Source organism: Shewanella sp. CG12_big_fil_rev_8_21_14_0_65_47_15, from assembly GCF_002783505.1.
GTDB lineage: Bacteria > Pseudomonadota > Gammaproteobacteria > Enterobacterales > Shewanellaceae > Shewanella.
The window spans coordinates 31,874-50,419 of the sequence record NZ_PFGL01000048.1; the positions used below are offsets into that span (position 1 = coordinate 31,874).

An 18,546-nucleotide genomic window follows, 5' to 3' on the forward strand; every position below is an offset into this window, starting at 1 on the left:
CTAAGTACTCAACTCATCGCCCATTCAACAAGCAAAATAACAATAAGGTGAACCGATGAAATTCACATCCGACCATGCCCATATACCCGCATCTGCGCCACCTCAAGGCAGTTTTATTCCTATGTTATTAATAGGTATTTTATTTTTTGTCTTTGGTTTTGTGACTTGGCTTAATGGTGCTCTGATCCCATTTTTAAAAATTGCCTGCGAATTAAATGAATTTGAGGCTTATTTGGTCACCTTTGTATTTTATATTGCCTATTTTGTGATGGCGCTGCCGACCTCATCCATACTCACGCGGGTGGGGTATAAAATGGGCATGACCCTAGGGCTGGCAACTATGACTGTCGGCGCAGGGCTTTTTATTGTTGCGGCCTTTGTTGGCCACTTTGCTACCTTTTTGTTAGCACTGTTTGTTCTTGGGACTGGACTGACGTTACTGCAAACGGCGGCGAATCCCTATATCGTCTGTATTGGGCCCCGGGAAAGTGCGGCGATGCGCATCAGTTTGATGGGGATAGTCAATAAAAGCGCGGGGTTTATTGTTCCTATCCTGTTTACTGCATGGATTTTAACGGGCATGGAACCCTATAGTGAGCAGGTGCTAGCGAGTTTGTCGGAGGAGCAACGACAACTGGCGTTGGTCGAACTTTCCAATCGCTTAGTGCTGCCCTATCTGTTGATGGTGGTGATGCTCATAGGTTTGATGCTTTTTGTGTTGCTCTCACCCTTGCCGGAGCCTGATTTAGGCGAGGAGGCTGAACGTTCTCAAGCCGATTGGAAAGCCATTTTACAGTATCCGCAGGTGATCCTCGGTGCCTTAACTCTCTTTTGTTATGTTGGGGTAGAAGTGATAGCCGGTGACAGTATCGGGCTATTTAGCCAAGGTCTTGGGGTCGAGCATTATGGAATGATGACCTCCTACACTATGGGATTTATGGTTTTAGGTTATGTGCTAGGGATTTTGCTGATCCCCAAAGTCATTAGCCAGCAAACGGCGTTGACAGGATCAGCGTTAGCGGGACTTAGCTTTACATTAGGGATACTGTTTAGTGATAGCCAAAGTCAAAGTGTGTCGCAGTTCTTATTGGATTGGTTAGGCGTATTACCTGTGCCAGATCCCGTGCTGTATCTTGCGCTATTGGGGCTCGCTAATGCTTTAGTATGGCCAGCCGTGTGGCCTTTGGCATTGCAAGGGCTTGGACGACTCACTGCCACGGCTTCGGCACTACTGATTATGGGTATTGCTGGTGGGGCGATTTTACCTTTGCTTTATGGTTATATCGCCCATAGCCAAGGCGATAGTCAAATGGCGTATGTTTTACTATTACCTTGCTATGGTTTGATTTTCTACTATGCCATTTGGGGCCATAAACTAACGTCGAAGCTTAGGTCGCCAACAATCGTTATGACTAATGAATAACGAAAAACAGCCCCATACTCAACACTGTGGTTAGCAAGGTATTTCGGGTGGCGAGTGCGAGTATCGTCGCGACCACGGCGCAGATAAGATAGCTGTTATCTAAGCTCAGATCGAGCTGACCTTCTTGCACAAACACTATGGGCGCGAAGATAGCGGTGAGGACTGCAGGGGCTGAGTAACTTAAAAAAGTTTGGGTGCCCTTACTTAATCGCAGCGGTAATTTAGGTTCGAGCAGTAAATGACGACTGATAAATACAACCGCCGCCATTGAGAAGATCATTAGCCAAATCATGCTTTTTCTCCTGATATTGATTTCGTCTCGGTCATAGTATCAGTCTGACTTTCAGTCCCTGCTCTTGCTTGGGCCTGTGTGTTTGCTAACTGATTTGCGGATTGTTGTGCGCGTTCCGCTTCCTGGGTCACTTTGGCGTAAAGCACGCCAGCTGTCATTCCGGCTATGGCGGCGATCAGTAATCCCGCTTGAATCTCAAACAAGGCGCATACCACGGCAAGGGTGAGCGAGACTAATACACAGACGAGAATCGACGGCTTTTTTACCGTGGGCATGACCAGTGCGATAAAGGTGGCGGCTATGGCGAAATCGAGCCCGAGTTCGCCTAAGTTCTCGATAGCATTGCCCGCCACTATGCCAAGTAGGGTCGCTAGGTTCCAACCGATATAGAAACTCAAGCCGCCACCGAGGGCATACCAAGGGTCGAACTTATGTAGCTTGCCTTGATTGGCGATGGCAAATAGTTCATCTGTGAGCAAAAATCCCAATGTCAGGCGCCACTTTAATGGCAAGGGACTGATTTGACTGCGCATCGCCATGGCGTATAACAGATGGCGCGAGGTGATAAGCAAGGTAGTAATCAAGATACTCCACAGGCCAATCCCGGCTTTGACCATGCCGAGCGCCACTAATTGAGCCGAGCCCGCGAAGATAATCGCCGACATGGCTTGGCTTTCAATGGGCGTGAGCCCGACCTCAATAGCGAAGGAGCCCGCTAAAATTCCCCAAGGCACGACTGCTATCGTCAGTGGCATTATGGCCAAGGTGCCTTTTAAAAAAGCCTTAGCTTTTGTGGGATGCGCGGGATAAACATCAGGTTCTATTTGTTTATCTGTTATCACTTTGGCTCCTAAAAATAGTGGCGACGCTAGGTCGCGGTTCAACAATGAATGCTTGGATAAGGTTGCTTGCTCAGTTATTCCGCTCAGTTACGACTCTTTCTTAGAGACTAGTGTTTAGTCATGGCAGACCTGCTATTAGCAGGCCTGTTATTAGGGATAGTAAGCAAGCATGAGCATGGCAGATTAACCTAAAGTGGTTGTTTAGGCTTGGATAATATTGCGGCCTATTTCTTTGGCAAATTGCCCCGGCGTTACGCCGACGGTCTTTTTAAAATGCCGATTCAAATGACTCTGATCGTGAAAACCACAATCGAGGGCGACATCGAGCAGCCGTGTGCCTTGCTTGATTTTTCCCTTGGCCAGCCTGACTCTGGCCTGAATTTGGTAAGCGTGGGGCGGTAAGCCGTAATAACGCTGAAATTGCTTGAGTAAATAGTAGGGGCTTAATCCCGCCAGTGTTGCCAGCTCTTCAAGGGAGATATCGGCTGTGGGATGATCGTCGATAAAGGATTTCACCAGCGCTAACGCAGGCTTCGCCATTGCCGCGAGGTTGTCACTTGGACGATGCTTGCCGTGGCGCGCCATCAATTGCATCAGGCTTGAATAGACTAAACTTTCGCGCAGTAAGCGATTATCCGATGTATCTAAGGTAGCAAAGGTGAGGCGCAGCAGTTCGGCTAATTCGGGATCGTACACTACGGGATCTGGGAAATAGGGCGCACCGCTATTTGCTACTAGCTCACTGTGAATATTGGCAAACTGCGCGGGTACTGGATACATGGCTCGATAGGACCAGCCGCCCTCGGTGGCGCTACAGCCATTATGGACTTCATCGGCATTGACGAGAATGATGCTGTGCTTTGGCGCCACATGGTTGCCACCGGTGCGATAAAAACGCTGGGCACCCGTTTCAATCACGCCGACTGTGTAACCTTCGTGGGTATGACGACTGAAATTTTGTTTATGGTAGTGGGCATTGAGTAACTCGAGGCCACCTAATTCATCGGCAATCTGGTAGGCCGCATGTTCTGTGTTCATCAAGCCTCCTTTATTGGATAGATGAATGGGCGGTTTTAGCCTGATAGTAACCCAGAAATCCTTCGCGCTTTTGTACAAAATTGCGCATATTGGATTTTGTTCTGCGCTTTACCCAATCAATCGGCGGTACTGTGCTTGAGCAAATAAAGGCAATGCGCCTAGGCTTAGCATAAACAGCGGGATAACCACTTTCGTTGGGGAAGCATCTTATTGCCTATGGTTTAGGGCTTGTGGACGAGTGCGTTGCCGTGTCGCTTAACTCATCCTTGATTAAATTTAGAAGGTAACCATATTTTAAGTACAACTAGCTGAATAAATTAATAATAATGATAGCGGAACTGAAAGGAGACCGATTAAACGGAATTTATTTTTGAAGTAGTGCGCCGACCATAGGGCAAACTTTCTATGTAATCTGGGTGGTGTGAATGCCAAGCCCACTCCGACACAAACTAGTAGCATACCTATCGCAAAGATAGCCTGTGGAAACCGGGTGTTGGCTGAATAGTTAATAAAAATGAGACCAGCAACAATTCGGCTGAACACTTCCACAATATGGAAATAGGGCTGCTCACTAAATGAAATGATCCCCTTAGAGAAAGAAGCAGGTTTTACCGCCATCACTAGGCTTAATAACAACATCACTAGTCCAAAAGCTGCAATAAAGTACATAGTGCTCCTTGATATAGTGATCCTTAATATAGCGATGTTTTGATGTTGAAACTATAAATCCAGTGACACAATTAAGCACTCTTATTCCAGTGACACGCCCTGCTTAAATAATAAAAAGTCATTCCTGAGGGTTCGACGGCGGCATCTACTGCATAGGCTAGGTTGATTATAAAAAACGAATTTCACTCTCACATGAAAAATTATGGTGTTGATTTTAGCGGCTAATTACTTTCATTATATGGCGTTGCCGCATTAGCGTTTGATAATCCATTCGCTGATGACAAAACATTAATAAATAGAGGGTTAGCTTACCACTTGGCTGTTTATCTATTTTATAAACGGCTCTGTAGTCACCTTTTAGCAGCTCTAAATAGTGCACATTGATAGATACAAATTCTATTTTTTTGCCCGACTCTGGAAACAATCGCAGTTGGTTATCTATATCTTGCAACAGACCTTTAATCGCATCCCTCGCTGCTAATTTACCAATCAGCTTTGATTTCCAAGTAATTGCCACTTGTGCGTCAGCTTTAAAATTGTCGGTGTACAAAATCTCAATGGCGGTATGCATCTTGGTAGTCCTATAGGTCGGACAGCATATCGTCTAGACTCATTACATTTCCAGCTTTGATGCTGTTTTCACTGTCGATAACCAATTGCATAAAGGCGAGTTGTTCCTGCATTAAGTGATAAGCCTCTGCGGTTTGAACCACTAATGTTTCTTCACCATTTTGGGTGACAAACATAGGCTCAAATGCTAACTCATCTCGTAATCTGGCTGCATTCGCCTTCATGTAACTAATGGGTTTTACATTGCTTTTGGTGTCATGCATTTTTCCCACCTTTTCAGTTAGTTATTATGTGTCACCCAAAAACTAACCTTCCTCTCGTTGCTCTGATTTCGATTCCAATATAGGGTGGCGATATTTGAAAATTGCTTACCTACTCAACTAATAGTGCAGAATGGGCTAGACCAAATTTAGTCCTGTGGTCTTAATTTGTCAAATCTATTGACGTTCTACTGCCATCTTCCATTTTCAAATTGATGCTTTAGAGGTACATTTTTCATGTTAGAAACATGTGGGTGTCGTTTGAGGCTATAAGTCCGTCTTTACAATTAAGCACTCTCATTCCAGTGACACGCCCTGCTTAAATCATAAAAAGTCATCCCTGAGGGCTCGACGGCGGCATCCATGCCGCCAACGGTCACTTCCATGAGAGTGCTTAATTTCGTTAATTCCTGTGTACCTTTTTAGCCAGTTTTTGCACTATCAATTTCCATTTTCAAGTCGACACATCAGGGCATATGTTCATTTTTAACCTTAAATATATGTGGGTGTCCTCACTTTTTTCTCACTTTTTTTATGCGCCAAGACTTAGCATGATCAGTGGGAGAATTATCTTTCGCATGTAAGGCCTTAGTTCCTATGTGGTTTCGGGGATGATTGATGGTTAATTTTTAAAGGCTAAATCAAAGTCGTGGGGCTTCACCCCACACCCGACCAAGGAGGACTGCTCATCCTATCCTCCTTGGATGCTCCAAGACGCCCTAACGGAGTTGAAAGCCCCTTGGGCATTAAGCGTCCTTATGCTATCGCGTCAGACGCTCGTCCCTGATTCGACTGACGCTATCTCGGCATCGATGCCTCGCTCACGCAACGAACGCAAATGCCCTGCGGCAACTCCGAGGGGAAGGTTAACTCCTGTGGTTTTGGTGTTGATTGTGAATCTCAAAAGGGTACTGCTGTTCCAAAAGACTTCTGCCTGTCCTATCTTTTATTTGTCCAACTTTTCTTTTCGTGTACACGCTAGCTTCTGTAATCAGTTGTGCCTACAGAACCTTTTTTGTAAGATAGCACAGCTAGAACATGGATTGTTTAACAGAAGAAGGAACTTACTATGGCTTTATATGGCACCACTCATTTTCATGAACAACAACTGAAAACTAAGCTTTCGTCTTATATTGATCAGCAAAAGTTATTTAACAAAATAGATGCTATTCCAGAACTTCAAGGTGCATCAATTATTTACATCGATAGTAACTATACTATTGTCGAGTTAAGGCCTTTCACCTCAGTTTGTCAATTATCTCCAATTAAAGTCATATTGCGGGAGCCACCCCAAATGATGGGGCAACAGCAATTTGCATCCCATTTAAAAGGGAGCCAAGGAAATGTCAGAGAATCAAGGCTTGTTGGAGAAGTAGCGGGAACAGCATTAAGTTGCGGTGCCGCCATTTTAGGCTGGATAGTTGTTTTTGGCAGCGGTGCTACTATTCCATTAACAGGCGGTGCAAGCAGTGCTATTACTTACCTAGCAGTAGCTGCGAGTACTGCTAGCTTGGCTCAATGTGCTAATGGTGTCTATCGGAGTTACAACGAAGTTAATGAACCTCTTAAGAACGATGCTCTAGATTCGCAAGAATGGTATACGAATACAGCTTTCGCTGTAGATGTTATATCGCTTGCCGGTGCTGCAGCCGCTGGCGCAATTACATTGAAAACAATTAAGTTATTGCAAGCTAATAGTCTAAAAACCACAACGGCACTACTTCAAGGATTATCAAGAAGTGAGAAAAAAAGGCTTACTCAAGAGATTATTCGAATGAATCAGCCAGGTGTTTCAAATTCTTTGCTCAAGAGCTTAGTTCGAAGTGGTGTCTATCCGAAGCGTTATTCTGGGATACAGATTACCCAAGCATTAAAGTTTCAACTTAAAGATGCTGTTGGTGCGTCTATGAGTTTTACCAGTAGCGCATTATCGGGGAATGTTAATTCACTTGCTGTAGGTATTTACGAAGAGTTGGCAAAGTAATGTTGAAAAATAAAGATGATGAGATTGTTGGTTTTTTTCCACCTAAAAGATTAATAGCTGTTTTTTTAGTGGTAACTATGTTGTTGACTCTAGGCACTGCGATGTCTTGCATCACAGTTTTTTCGATACACTTAGATCTTGGCCCCGAGTGGATGGTTGGTATTATATCATTCATAGTCATTCTATTCAGCATGATAAACTTTGGAGTAACAAGAGGATCTTTTGTTTGCTGGAAAGTGCTGGAATACTACGCGTTGCTGTTATCATTAATCTCAATTCCTTCATTGTTAATGGCAAAAACAGCCTACTTATTGATGTTTTTTGCCATTAATAGTTTGATGCTATTCAGCGCTTTTTACCTCATCAGAAGCCATTCATATAAAAAGTTAGTTCAATATCAATTTAATCATTTTTCCGATGTAAAAGAGGTAAAAGAAGCCGTAGAGGAGGAAATGAAGAGAAATAGGAAGCGTCAGAAAAGTCATAATACAAGATAAAATGCCTCGAAGACCCCTTGAAAGAGTATTGTTACCGAGGCTGTTCATCATTCCGTGTCAGGCTATTTTATCTCCATGTGATCGTGGCAGTGCCGCGGATGCCATGGATGGCTTCACGGCGAGTCACGGAAGCAGTTGAATTCGGCGTACAAACGAGTGACATATTAAGTGTTTAATCATATGCAGGTTGCTAGGACTGATTAATCTTGTCACTTTAACGTTCAGCTAATTTTTTGTCGCGTAGTAAAACAGCCGCAAAGATCTTTGCGGCTGTTTTACTATTTGAACCTTTTTATCTGAAAGCCGCTATTGGAAAATTCACTCTTCACAACTCGCTATTTAGCCACCATCGCCATAAGTGCGAGTAAAAACTCGTTATCTAGCGCGGCGATTTCACGTTGTTCTACCAGCACTTGATTGAGGATGTCATGGCTGGTGAGGGGGTTGGCTAGCACCACGCGAAACACCACGGTCGCTTGCCTAAAATAGCGGGCTGGCTGAATACGGGTGCGGGAGACGAAAGACTTACCCTGTTCGCGTTGGTGCTTTTGAATAAACTGGGTAAGCCCATCGAGCAGTTCATTAAAGCGGGCAAGTTTTGCCGTGTCACCTTGCTCAATAGCAACTTGCATGGCGGCTTGGACGCTAGCGGGGACATAACGATAAGTCAGCAGACAAAGTTCTGGCTCAGTAATTAGCTCAAAATCCTTATGGGCTTTGATTTGTTCGGCAAAATAGCGCGCTTTTTCAAGGCTGTTGTTGATTAAGATTTCATAACCATCGCGGCCGATGATCTGCAAGCAAGCGTGCACTAACATCGCCATGCCGGGGCGTGAGCCTTCCAGCGTTTGGCTGCCGAGATCCTTTGAACCACGGCGCAGAATATACTCGGCGTGATGGGCAATGGCGTGGGCAAACTCAGGGTCTTTAAATAACACCATGCCCGCGCCCATAGGCACATACATTTGCTTGTGGGCATCGATGGTCACCGAATCGGCAAGCTCGATACCTGCGAGTAAGTGGCGGTATTTATTGGATAATAAACTCGCACCGCCCCAAGCCGCATCCACATGGAAATGACAATTTAACTCTTTTGCCAGCGCAGCTAACTCTGTCAGTGGGTCAACATTACCCGTCTCAGTGGTGCCCGCCACGCCAACAATCGCCAACACTTTGATGTTTTTACGGGCAAGTTCAAGGGCGGCTTGGCGCATTTTCGCGACATCGACCTTGTTATCGCTGCCAGTGGGTATGCTGATGATATTGTCACGACCGATGCCAAGCAGATCGACGGCTTTGCCCAGCGAATAGTGGCCCCGCTCCGACACTAAAATCGCTAAATCGTCATAGCCGTAGTGGCGCAGTGCCTTGAGTAAGCCTTCGCGGCTGACGCCTTTAAAGTCGCCATCGGCCTTGAGCAGTTGGTTGCGGGCAATCCACAGGGCCGTGATGTTAGCGACCGTGCCGCCGGAGCAAAATGCGCCGAGGGAATGATTGGCGCTGTGCATCCAGCTTTGATAAAAATCCGTATCTTGGGCGTAAATCAAATGGTGCATCATGCCGAGCACTTGGCGCTCAAGGGGCGTAAATGCTTTAGAGGTTTCGATTTTGACCAGATTTTGATTGAGTCCCACCATCATCTTCGACAGAGGCAACACAAAGTAGGGCAGTGCCGACGTCATGTGGCCGATAAAACTGGGTGCCGCCGTATGGACCGAATGCGCCACCAAGTTTTGCATGATTTCGTCGGTGTAATCGGAGACAAAACGCGGCTGGCTTGGAATTTCAAAGGCTTGAAAATCGGTTTCAATTTCCGACAAGGGTTTTTCGAGCGCGGCGATACTGTCACCCAAAAAGCCTGCTAAGTCCTCGGAGAGCTTCTGCTCGATAATACTCAGCGTTGATCCTGCATCTTCCGGTGCAGTAAAAATGCGCAGCAGACTTGATTCGGATGCTGTGGCTTGGCGAGGGAGTTTCTGGGTCATGGGGCTTGCCGTCTATTAATTTTTATAGTGAAACCGCAAATTTGCTAGAAGAGTATAACGGACCAGTGACTCTCAAAATGTTCAATCAGCGGAATACCAAAAAGGGAGCTCACTTTACTGCAAGGCCTTTTAGGCATCAAGCACTAAAATTTTGGGTTGCCAAAGCGTTGCGGCCTAAATAAGCAAAGGCGCCGTTATGGCGCCTTTATTTAAATCCTCAAACTGGGGAAGTACTTAAGCATTAGCTTGAGTATTAGCGCTGGCCTAACATGAGTACCGCGCCGATATTTCGGGCGGTATTACTAAGGTTTAGCTTGGCATTGGCCAGCACCTCATCGAGCGGACTTAAGTGCGGGATGATAGGGAAAATTGCCGCCATACCGTGATCCAGTATGGCATTGGCGTTTTCACCTAAGCAGCCAGCGATACCGATAGTGGGAATGCCCTGCAGTTTGGCTTGCTTTAACACGCCCATCGGGGTTTTACCAAACACGGTTTGACCATCCATGCGGCCTTCACCAGTGATCACTAAGTCAGCGCCACGGATTTTGTCAGCAAGGCCAACGGTTTGCATTACAATCTCGACACCGGGTTTAAGCTCTGCATGTAAAAAAGCCATTACGCCAAGGCCCATACCGCCCGCCGCGCCTGCACCCGCATGATCGCGGTGATCGCTAATGCCACTTTGGGCAATCACATCGGCATAATGGGCAAGCGCCGTATCGAGCTGGTTAACCATCGCAGGCGTTGCGCCTTTTTGTGGACCAAAAATCGCCGAGGCACCACGCTCGCCGCACAGTGGATTATCAACATCGCAGGCGACTTCGAAGCTGCACTCACGTAACAGCGGGTGAGCGTTTGAGACATCGATTTGGGCAAGATCTGCCAGCGCCGCGCCGCCAGCGGGTAAGGTTTTCCCTTGGCTATCGAGCAATAAAATGTCCAGCGCTTGGGCCATACCCGCGCCGCCATCGTTGGTGGCACTGCCGCCTAGGCCTAAAATGATGTGCTTTATCCCCCGATTAAGCGCATCACAAATCAGCTCGCCCGTACCATAACTGGTGGTGAGCAACGGATTACGTTGCTCCCTCGGCACATGGTGCAGCCCTGACGCCGAGGCCATTTCAATCACGGCAATCGCGCCAGTACTTATATCAGTGGCTGAGCCACTGTTTGCGCTAGAATTTGATCTATTGTCGAGAATGCCTTCACCAAGAATACCTTCACCAAGAATACCATAGTGGGCTTGCACTCTATGCCCGAGCGGCCCCATGACCTCTAAGCTGACAATACTGCCGCCCGTGGCGTCGACCATAGATTGCACTGTGCCTTCGCCGCCATCGGCAACGGGGATTTTGACTATGTCGCAGTCGGGGATCACTTGTCTCAAACCTTGCTCGATGGCATTGGCCACTTCGAGTGCGCTTAAGCTTTCTTTAAATGAGTCGGGGGCGATAACTATTTTCATTAAAAATCCTACAGCTAAATGGGCGCGGTTTGCGCCCAAGGGACACGCTTGAATCAAGGTTAAATCACTAATTACTAATCACAATCAGAGCAAGATTAAGCTGAGCACATACACAGTCAACATGGCGGTGATACCTTGAATAAGGGTTGCCATGGTTTGTGCTTTGTAAGCTTGTTTCACACTCATGCGGCTAAATTGGGTGACGACCCAGAAGAAGCTGTCATTGGCGTGGGAAACCGTCATCGCACCGGCACCAATTGCCATTACCGTTAGTACGCGGCCCATATCGCTGCCAAGGCCGATATCACCGAGCATAGGGGCGACTAATGCCGATGTTGCGACCAACGCCACTGTTGATGAACCCTGCGCTGATTTAAGCGCCGCGGCGACGATAAAGGGCATAAAGATACCGACCCCGAGTGCCGACAGTGAAATGCCTAAAAAGTCACCGATAGGCGTGGCTTTTAAGACAGCACCAAAGGCACCGCCCGCACCTGTGATTAAAATAATCGGCGCGGCTGTGACTAAACCTTGGCTAATGCGCTCGCTAAATTCACTGATCTTATTCTCACCTTTTAATAACGACAGGGATAAGAATAGGCCAATCATCAGAGCGTTAACCGGTTGGCCGAGGAACACTAGCGCGTCAAATAATCCTGCTTTACCTAAAGGCGCTGAAGGGAAGTTTGCGATAGAACCTAAACAAATTAATACGATAGGCACAAAAATCGGTGCGAAGGCTTTTAATGGGCTGGGCAGGGTGCCATAGCTTTTTTTCAAAGTTTCATAGTCGCTCGCTTCCGCTTTAAGCTCCTGCGCGCCTTCACCGTCTGGTTCAACATCGGCAAAACGGTTCGCCCATAACATGCCCGCTAATGCGGCAACGGCGGCCACAAACAGACCCACGCCAATCACTAAGCCCAAGTTCGACTCTAAGCCTAAGTTACCCGCGGCGGCGATAGGGCCAGGCGTTGGCGGTACAAAGGTGTGAGTGGCATACAGACCTGTGGCTAAGGCAACGCTCATGGAGACGCTAGAGACCTTCATGCGGTTGGCCATCGATTGTTTTAGCGAGTTTAAGATCACAAAGCCCGAGTCACAAAAGACTGGAATAGACACTAGGTAGCCGATGACCGACATGGTTAATGTCGGGAAGCGTTTACCTAATACCTTGATCACCACATCTGCCATGGTAATGGCGGCGCCGCTCTTTTCCAGAATGATCCCTATGATAGTCCCCAAGACGATCACTAGGCCGATATAACCTAAGATGCCGCCAAAACCTGTGGTAATGGTTTTTGCGATTTCTCCGCTCGGTAAACCATAGGCGAAGGCCGCAATAAAGGCGGCCAGAATTAAAGTTAAAAAGGGATGGAGTTTAAATTTTGAGGTCGCGATAACAATAAATGCAATCACGCCGATGAGAATAAGCACTAAGTTCATATTATGTCCCGTTCAGTTCTTGGCTGAAGTTTTTAAGTGAGCTCTTAAGTGAGTTTTTTGATTACTATTGTAGGGCGCAGTGCTTATTTGGGCCTGAGTCCAAATGAGGGCTGCTTTAAGGTTATCCTATTTTAAAGTCATCCTATTATTGTGCAGGCATGCTTGAATAGCTTTGGCTAAATCCACGGAATTACCGCGTTATAAGTCGCCATTTTTGTGCTCACGCACAAAAATGCTCAGGTGAATTCGAATGTAAGAGGAGGCGTTTTGTCGATAAGGGGGCTTGTCGGTAAGGATTGGCAAATAGGGCTATTTGCCAATCCTAAACAGGAGGGACTTAACTCGACATCTTTATTGACGACGAATAAAGGATTCGACATAGGCTGCGGTGCGGGCATTGAGTATAGGATCGGCAGATGCGGCAATGCCTTTAGGTAATAACAGCGGGTTGAAAATGCCTTTATCGCACTGTTGCACTTGGGGATCGCTATCTCGCTCACCGTTAATTATCACTTGGCCGACCAGCAAACGCTGGCGAGTCTCAGGCCAAATCACGGTTGGGTCATTAATCTCATCGCCCGTTTCAGCCAGTTGAATGTAGAGGTTCCATTGTGCCGGCTGGGTTTTAATGCGCTCGAGTAATTCCGCCTTTAAAAAATCATCACTGAGATTAGCAAGCTCGCTGGCTGATAGCGCAGCTGTGCCTGCGACGGGTTCAAAAATCCACTTACCTGCAACCGTATCACCTTGCTGAGTGCTGCCTTTTTGGGTGCTAAACAGGAAACTATTCACGCCGTAATAGCGGCTGTTGGCAAAACTTGGGCTGGGAGGCAGCTGTTTGACATAGTCGAAAAAGGCTTTAGCGCTCGGTTGATTGTCGATAAGCCACTGTTTGCCTTCAGCGCCCTGTTTCACTTTGGTCTGAAAGGTAAAAAACTCTTCTAGATTACTGGCGAAGAAAACGGGGACGTTAGTGGTGACAAAGTTAAGGTTTTCTTTATCGCCATCTATTTTGAGTGACATGAAGCGCCCAGGAGTTTTATCTGAGATCTGTGGATTCGTACCGCCGAGGGAGAAACGGGCTGTAACCTTAATGGCATCTTGATTAAAAAACGGAATCGCCAGTGTTTGTTGCAATTGCGGATCCGGTTTAAAACTGCCTGAGGTGCAAAATCCCTTAGTGTGATTACGCAGTTTCACTTTTTTACCCGCCTCGCGACTTGCCGCATCGGGCGTGCCATTGACGGCATCGACTAGCTCAGGAATGGTTTTCTCTGCCGCGACTAATGTGGGTGAAGTTAGCGCTAAGCCTGTGATGATGCAGGCTTTGGCGAGTAAAGTCAGTTGGAATGGTGTCATTGCAATTCCTTTCAATGGACTGGGTCGAGCGTTCGACATGTCGACGCAAAACGGTTATCAGAAACTATAGGAAAGGCAATACGGTATAAATCTTTCAATCGATCTGTTAATAAATGCCAAGTTTTACTCAATGGTGCGGAAATAACGCCAGCGCCATCACCTGCTGGTTTGTTTTTATGGCTAATCTGGTCAGTTGTTAAGCCATTCGAGTGTTAAGTTGAGCTAGTTGAAGTATCAATCAATTGCCCCAGATACAGGCTTAATAGCCCATGCAGGGATTGGATATCTGTTTTAGTGAGTTGTTGAATTTTATCTAATCGGTATCTTAAGGTATTACGGTGAATAAATAGGGCATTAGCACATTGCTGCGCATCACCAAAGTGGGTGATATAGGCGGCTAAGGTTTTGCGTAGCTGGCCGTTTTTATCCGCCTTGGTGAGTTGTTGATAGGGCGTTGCCAGCGCCTGACCACGCCAGTCATGTTTAAGCCCAGCGAGTAGCACTTGCAGGGAATAATCTTCAAACAGGTATTTATTCCCTTCTGCATTGAGCTGCTTGCCTAGGGCTAAGGTTTCTTGAGCCGTTTGATAGGAGCGCGCTATCCCGCCTTTTTCGGGGAAAAAGTGGCCCAAGGCAATTTTAAAGTTTAAATCCATTTGGGCGGGTAAGCGCTGCAACAGCTTATCGATGCGCTGGTTTTCAAGTTCAGGATCCCATTGTTTCCCATCTAAAAAAGCCGGCTTTAGGATCACTAACTGCGACATGGATGTCATGGCGATTAAGTTGCCACGATCCGGATTTTGCAGTAGATGCAGCACTTGCTTTAGCGTTTCGCTCACGCGGGGATTTTGCCCATCATTGCTTTGCTCAGCGCCGCTTAGCTTATTTACAGGGTTATTGGTTTCTACAATGGGCTGTCGATGCTTTTCACTGATTTCAATTATAGCCGCCACCCGTGGCAGGCTGATATCTATCTCTAGCTGTTTGGCCCAGCGGTAAAGCTGCTCATCGTCGGCGGTTTGCGCCTTGATAAGCTGCAGAATAAACTCTTCACGCTGGCGATTCTCCCACTGCAATTTATCCTGCAGGTTGGCTTGTTCGACAATCATTTCGGCGGTCATTTTGAGTAATTCACCGTAATGGGTGAGTTCACTCGGATCACCGGTAATACCGACAACACCTATGATTTGTCCTTGATAATGCAAGGGTAAATTAATGCCGGGCTTAACGCCATGCAGCCCTGAGGCGACTTCCTGACTGATCTCCACATTGCGATTTTGGGCAATCGCCAGCAGCGCGCCTTCGTGGGTTGAGCCAATACGTTTAGGATCGCCTGAACCTAGGATCACCCCTTGACCGTTCATCACATTGATATTGTGGCCGATAATTTTCATCGTGCGACTCACAATTTGTTTGGCGATTTGCTGATCTAAAACGTACATAACTAACCTTAGATTTCAATCTATTAATAAACGCTGCACGGCTAGATTTACTGATAACGAGGTCAATAGCAAGCACCTTAAAAAAGCAGGTATTTTTATAATCTTCTATACTTAGCTTGTATTTGTTTTGTTAAATTTTAACTCAAATGTAACAAAATAATTTGTAAGTCTGTTTAATTTGTGACACTTTGTATCCGCTGAGTGCCGTTTATCCAGCATCGGAAAATGACAAAGGACATGATAATGAAGATCTATACCTTACCTTCGGCTCTGGCTATTTGCATAGCGAGTAGCTTACAAGCACAAGCAGTTGAAATAAAAGTCAATCATGGTCAATCGCTTCAGTCTGCGGCAGGATTAAGCCAAGGGCATAGTTTCAAAGAAACTAAGGCGATTACTACGGCTCGCGGGCAGAAAAAAACCAAAGAACAACAATATTACAATGATGTATTGGTCTACGGGCATCATTTGGTTGTGAGCCATGAGGGATTAGCGCAAACCGCCATGGGCGACGTTGCGCAAATTGGGGATGATTTTTCCGTGGAAGCGGGGATCACCCAAGGGCAAGCAATTGCTGCCTTGAATAAGTTGTACCCTGGGTCTGCAGCATCAGGCAAAAAAGACGTACAACTGGTTATTTTAATGGAAGATTCAATTCCTAGACTGGTTTATCGCGTTTCTTATTTGAGTGATCAAAATGACACTCTCTTGCGCCCCACGGGTTTTGTGGACGCACAAACGGGTGATGTCATTAGGCATTGGAACGAGATCATGACCGCCAAAGGAGGGGGTAAGCCCGGCGGCGGTGGTTCGGGTGGCGGTACCAGCATTCCTTTTGATGCAACTGGACCGGGTGGTAACAGTAAGATTGGCCAGTACTATTACGGTAGCGATTTTGGTGCGCTTAAGGTGAGTGAGTCTAATGGTGTTTGCACTATGCAAAATACCAATGTGAAGACAGTCAACATGGCGAATGCCACTCGCCGTGGCACGACTTACTCTTTTACCTGCCCTGAAAATACCTACAAGTTGACTAATGGTGCCTATTCTCCGCTAAACGATGCCCACTACTTTGGTGGGGTTATTTTCAACATGTATAAGGATTGGTATAACACAGCACCATTGACTTTCCAGTTAGAAATGCGGGTGCATTATGGTCGCAACTATGAAAACGCCTTCTGGGATGGGGCGGCCATGTCCTTTGGGGATGGAGCCAGTTATTTCTATCCCTTGGTGAGTTTAGATGTCTCGTCCCATGAGGTGAGTCATGGCTTTACTGAGCAAAACTCAGGTTTGAATTACAGTGGCCAATCGGGCGGGATTAACGAAGCATTTTCTGATATGGCGGGTGAAGCGGCTGAGTATTATATGCGCGGCAGTAACGATTGGAAGGTGGGCTATGACATAGTTAAAAGCTCGGGGGCGCTACGTTATATGAATGACCCCACACTGGATGGTCGCTCTATCGGTGATGCTGCCGATTATACCAGCAGTATGGATGTGCATTACTCATCCGGCGTGTATAACAAAGCATTCTATCTGTTAGCGAGCAAAAGTGGCTGGAATACCCGTAAAGCGTTCGATGTATTTGTATTAGCAAACCAGCTGTATTGGAATCCAACATCAAACTTTAATCAGGCTGCCTGTGGTGTGCAAACTGCGGCAAGTGATTATGGTTACTCGGTTGCCGATGTGAGTTCTGCATTTTCATCTGTGGGTGTGATTTGCCAATAATGGGTTGATTTTACTTAGCCTAAGACTAAAGCCTCGAGTTAATAGCTCGAGGCTTTTTAGTTAGATAGGGAAAGTTAAACCTCGAGCAATGTCGCGATCCTTTGCCTCAGCCTTGGCAGCATATCGCGTTCAAACTCGGGGTGCTGCTTAAGCCAGAGGTTATTGCGTGGGCTAGGGTGGGGTAACACGATAAACTTAGGCCAATATTGCTGCCACTGCGCCGTTGCCTGAGTCACTGTGATGCTCTTTGCCTTCGTTTTTGCTTGAGTATTAGTCGTGGCATCAGGGCTTATTTTTGTCTGGGTATCTAAAGCGGCGGTATCAATCTGATTAGCGGTTAAGTGGTAATCGATGGCGTATTGGCCGAGGATCACGACTAATTCTATTTGTGGCATCAGCGCCAGTAGTTGCCTATGCCAAATAGCGGCGCATTCGGGGCGCGGTGGTTTATCGCCCTGCTTCTTACCGTTTTTCTCTATGCTTCCCGGAAAACAAAACCCCATTGGCACTATGGCAAATAGGGCGGGATCGTAAAATTGCTCCCGGGTGACATTTAGCCAATTGCGTAGCCGCTCACCGCTGACATCATCAAAAGGAATGCCCTTATGGTGAGTGTTAATCCCCGGTGCTTGGCCAGCAATTAAGATCCGTGCCTGGTTGCTGGCTTGCAAAATAGGTTTAGCTGGCAAAGGCAAATGGGCCTGGCAGAGTGTGCAGGCCCTGATTTTTAGCAATAGCGTGTCCATGGCGGTTAAGCCTATAGGATCCGGCGGTCGCTTTTGTGTTTGTTTCACCATAATGAATAGGTAAGCCAGTTAGGATTGGAATAAGACTAGCGTTTGGTATAGCCAGTAGCCAAATAGGCCATAGCCACTCACTAAAGCTAAATAATTTAAAAGCTTAGGTATTTGTTTCGGTGTAGAGGCTAAGCCAATATGGGCAACGATAATCGTAAAAAGTGCTAGAGGGGCAATGATATAGCTTAGGCCTAACATTGTTAACGCCCCAAGGCTGAGGATCCAGTCGGCTTTAGCATGGGCGGTTTTATCGAGTTGATTGAGTTGCAGTGGCAATAGGATCAGCCCTGTGCCTATGCAGATAATGCCGACATTGAGGGCGAAATCGCTCCAGCCCCTGTGGTCATAGATGGCAAGGGCGAGGGCAATCAGCGGCACAAGTAAGGCACTGAGAACATGGCGCTTGGCAAATGTACGGCTGCGATAGCAGCCGGCAAAGAAAAATAATCCCTGTAAAAGAAGATTGATTAAGGTAAAGCCACCTAGGCCTAAAATGACAAATAGGCTGGCGGTGCCACCCGAGGGATCGAAGGCAATGGCGGGCACTGGGAGTAAACTTAGCCCGAGTAATGCGGGTATAGATGCCAAACGTTGAGTTTGAGCGTGCGAAAAATGATTCGACATGGTTTTAGACGATTAACGAAAAGATTGAATTAAGATCCGCTAAAGTGATTTAAAATTCAAGGAATAAGCTTTTTATGGGCGGATTTTTGCACCAGAGTCTGATCTTATTCAAGAATTTA

General features: G+C 46.6%; 17 protein-coding genes. 4 read left to right on the plus strand and 13 right to left on the minus strand.

Annotation, left to right across the window (positions count from 1 at the left end):
* Positions 1-55 precede the first annotated feature (55 nt).
* Positions 56-1,423, plus strand: a complete 1,368-nt coding sequence (locus tag COW15_RS13265) for a sugar MFS transporter (protein ID WP_293633002.1) — start codon at positions 56-58, stop codon at positions 1,421-1,423.
* On the opposite strand, the gene COW15_RS13270 is transcribed toward COW15_RS13265, so the two are convergent.
* The 6 genes from COW15_RS13270 to COW15_RS13295 all read right to left on the minus strand — a co-directional run bounded on the left by COW15_RS13270 (position 1,413) and on the right by COW15_RS13295 (position 5,097).
* Entirely contained in the window at positions 1,413-1,715 is a 303-nt protein-coding gene (locus COW15_RS13270; protein ID WP_293633003.1) for an AzlD domain-containing protein, read from the minus strand. The two genes, COW15_RS13265 and COW15_RS13270, sit on opposite strands and share 11 nt — an antisense overlap.
* On the minus strand, positions 1,712-2,557 hold the full coding sequence (locus COW15_RS13275; RefSeq protein ID WP_293633004.1) for an AzlC family ABC transporter permease: 846 nt from the start codon (positions 2,555-2,557) through the stop codon (positions 1,712-1,714). Before COW15_RS13275 ends, COW15_RS13270 begins: the two co-directional genes overlap by 4 nt.
* Positions 2,558-2,758: 201 nt before the next feature.
* Positions 2,759-3,595, minus strand: a complete 837-nt coding sequence (locus COW15_RS13280) for an AraC family transcriptional regulator (RefSeq protein WP_293633005.1) — start codon at positions 3,593-3,595, stop codon at positions 2,759-2,761.
* A 294-nt stretch (positions 3,596-3,889) separates the two neighbouring features.
* Positions 3,890-4,264, minus strand: a complete 375-nt coding sequence (locus COW15_RS13285; protein ID WP_293633006.1) for a hypothetical protein — start codon at positions 4,262-4,264, stop codon at positions 3,890-3,892.
* Positions 4,265-4,478: 214 nt separating this feature from the next.
* Complete coding sequence (locus COW15_RS13290) at positions 4,479-4,835, minus strand: type II toxin-antitoxin system RelE/ParE family toxin (RefSeq protein ID WP_293633007.1); 357 nt, start codon at positions 4,833-4,835, stop codon at positions 4,479-4,481.
* A 10-nt stretch (positions 4,836-4,845) separates the two neighbouring features.
* The gene (locus tag COW15_RS13295; RefSeq protein ID WP_293633008.1) at positions 4,846-5,097 is read right to left on the minus strand and encodes a type II toxin-antitoxin system Phd/YefM family antitoxin; all 252 of its coding nucleotides are present in this window, start codon (positions 5,095-5,097) and stop codon (positions 4,846-4,848) included.
* 1,066 nt (positions 5,098-6,163) lie between these two features.
* On the opposite strand from COW15_RS13295, the gene COW15_RS13300 reads away from it, so the two are divergent.
* Positions 6,164-7,078: a hypothetical protein gene (locus tag COW15_RS13300; RefSeq protein ID WP_293633009.1), complete on the plus strand. Its 915-nt coding sequence runs from the start codon at positions 6,164-6,166 to the stop codon at positions 7,076-7,078.
* On the plus strand, positions 7,078-7,575 hold the full coding sequence (locus COW15_RS13305) for a hypothetical protein (RefSeq protein WP_293633010.1): 498 nt from the start codon (positions 7,078-7,080) through the stop codon (positions 7,573-7,575). The genes COW15_RS13300 and COW15_RS13305 overlap by 1 nt, the downstream gene beginning before the upstream one ends.
* A gap of 335 nt (positions 7,576-7,910) precedes the next feature.
* On the opposite strand, the gene panP is transcribed toward COW15_RS13305, so the two are convergent.
* From panP to COW15_RS13330, 5 genes are all read right to left on the minus strand, one after another.
* The gene (panP, locus tag COW15_RS13310; RefSeq protein ID WP_293633011.1) at positions 7,911-9,560 is read right to left on the minus strand and encodes a pyridoxal-dependent aspartate 1-decarboxylase PanP; all 1,650 of its coding nucleotides are present in this window, start codon (positions 9,558-9,560) and stop codon (positions 7,911-7,913) included.
* 253 nt (positions 9,561-9,813) lie between these two features.
* Positions 9,814-11,028: a glycerate kinase gene (locus COW15_RS13315; protein ID WP_293633012.1), complete on the minus strand. Its 1,215-nt coding sequence runs from the start codon at positions 11,026-11,028 to the stop codon at positions 9,814-9,816.
* Between the two features lie 84 nt (positions 11,029-11,112).
* Positions 11,113-12,471 (minus strand): GntP family permease, encoded by a 1,359-nt coding sequence (locus tag COW15_RS13320; RefSeq protein ID WP_293633013.1) that lies wholly within the window; start codon positions 12,469-12,471, stop codon positions 11,113-11,115.
* Positions 12,472-12,822: 351 nt separating this feature from the next.
* A complete protein-coding gene (locus COW15_RS13325) occupies positions 12,823-13,830 on the minus strand; it encodes a catalase family peroxidase (RefSeq protein ID WP_293633014.1) in 1,008 nt (335 codons plus the stop codon).
* Positions 13,831-14,042: 212 nt separating this feature from the next.
* Positions 14,043-15,272, minus strand: coding sequence for a sugar diacid recognition domain-containing protein (locus COW15_RS13330; protein WP_293633015.1), 1,230 nt, complete (start codon positions 15,270-15,272; stop codon positions 14,043-14,045).
* Positions 15,273-15,515: 243 nt separating this feature from the next.
* On the opposite strand from COW15_RS13330, the gene COW15_RS13335 reads away from it, so the two are divergent.
* The gene (locus tag COW15_RS13335) at positions 15,516-17,006 is read left to right on the plus strand and encodes a M4 family metallopeptidase (RefSeq protein WP_293633016.1); all 1,491 of its coding nucleotides are present in this window, start codon (positions 15,516-15,518) and stop codon (positions 17,004-17,006) included.
* Positions 17,007-17,080: 74 nt separating this feature from the next.
* On the opposite strand, the gene COW15_RS13340 is transcribed toward COW15_RS13335, so the two are convergent.
* Both COW15_RS13340 and COW15_RS13345 read right to left on the minus strand, forming a co-directional pair.
* Positions 17,081-17,752: a uracil-DNA glycosylase family protein gene (locus COW15_RS13340; RefSeq protein WP_293633049.1), complete on the minus strand. Its 672-nt coding sequence runs from the start codon at positions 17,750-17,752 to the stop codon at positions 17,081-17,083.
* A gap of 69 nt (positions 17,753-17,821) precedes the next feature.
* Positions 17,822-18,427, minus strand: a complete 606-nt coding sequence (locus COW15_RS13345; protein ID WP_293633017.1) for a hypothetical protein — start codon at positions 18,425-18,427, stop codon at positions 17,822-17,824.
* Positions 18,428-18,546 lie beyond the last annotated feature (119 nt).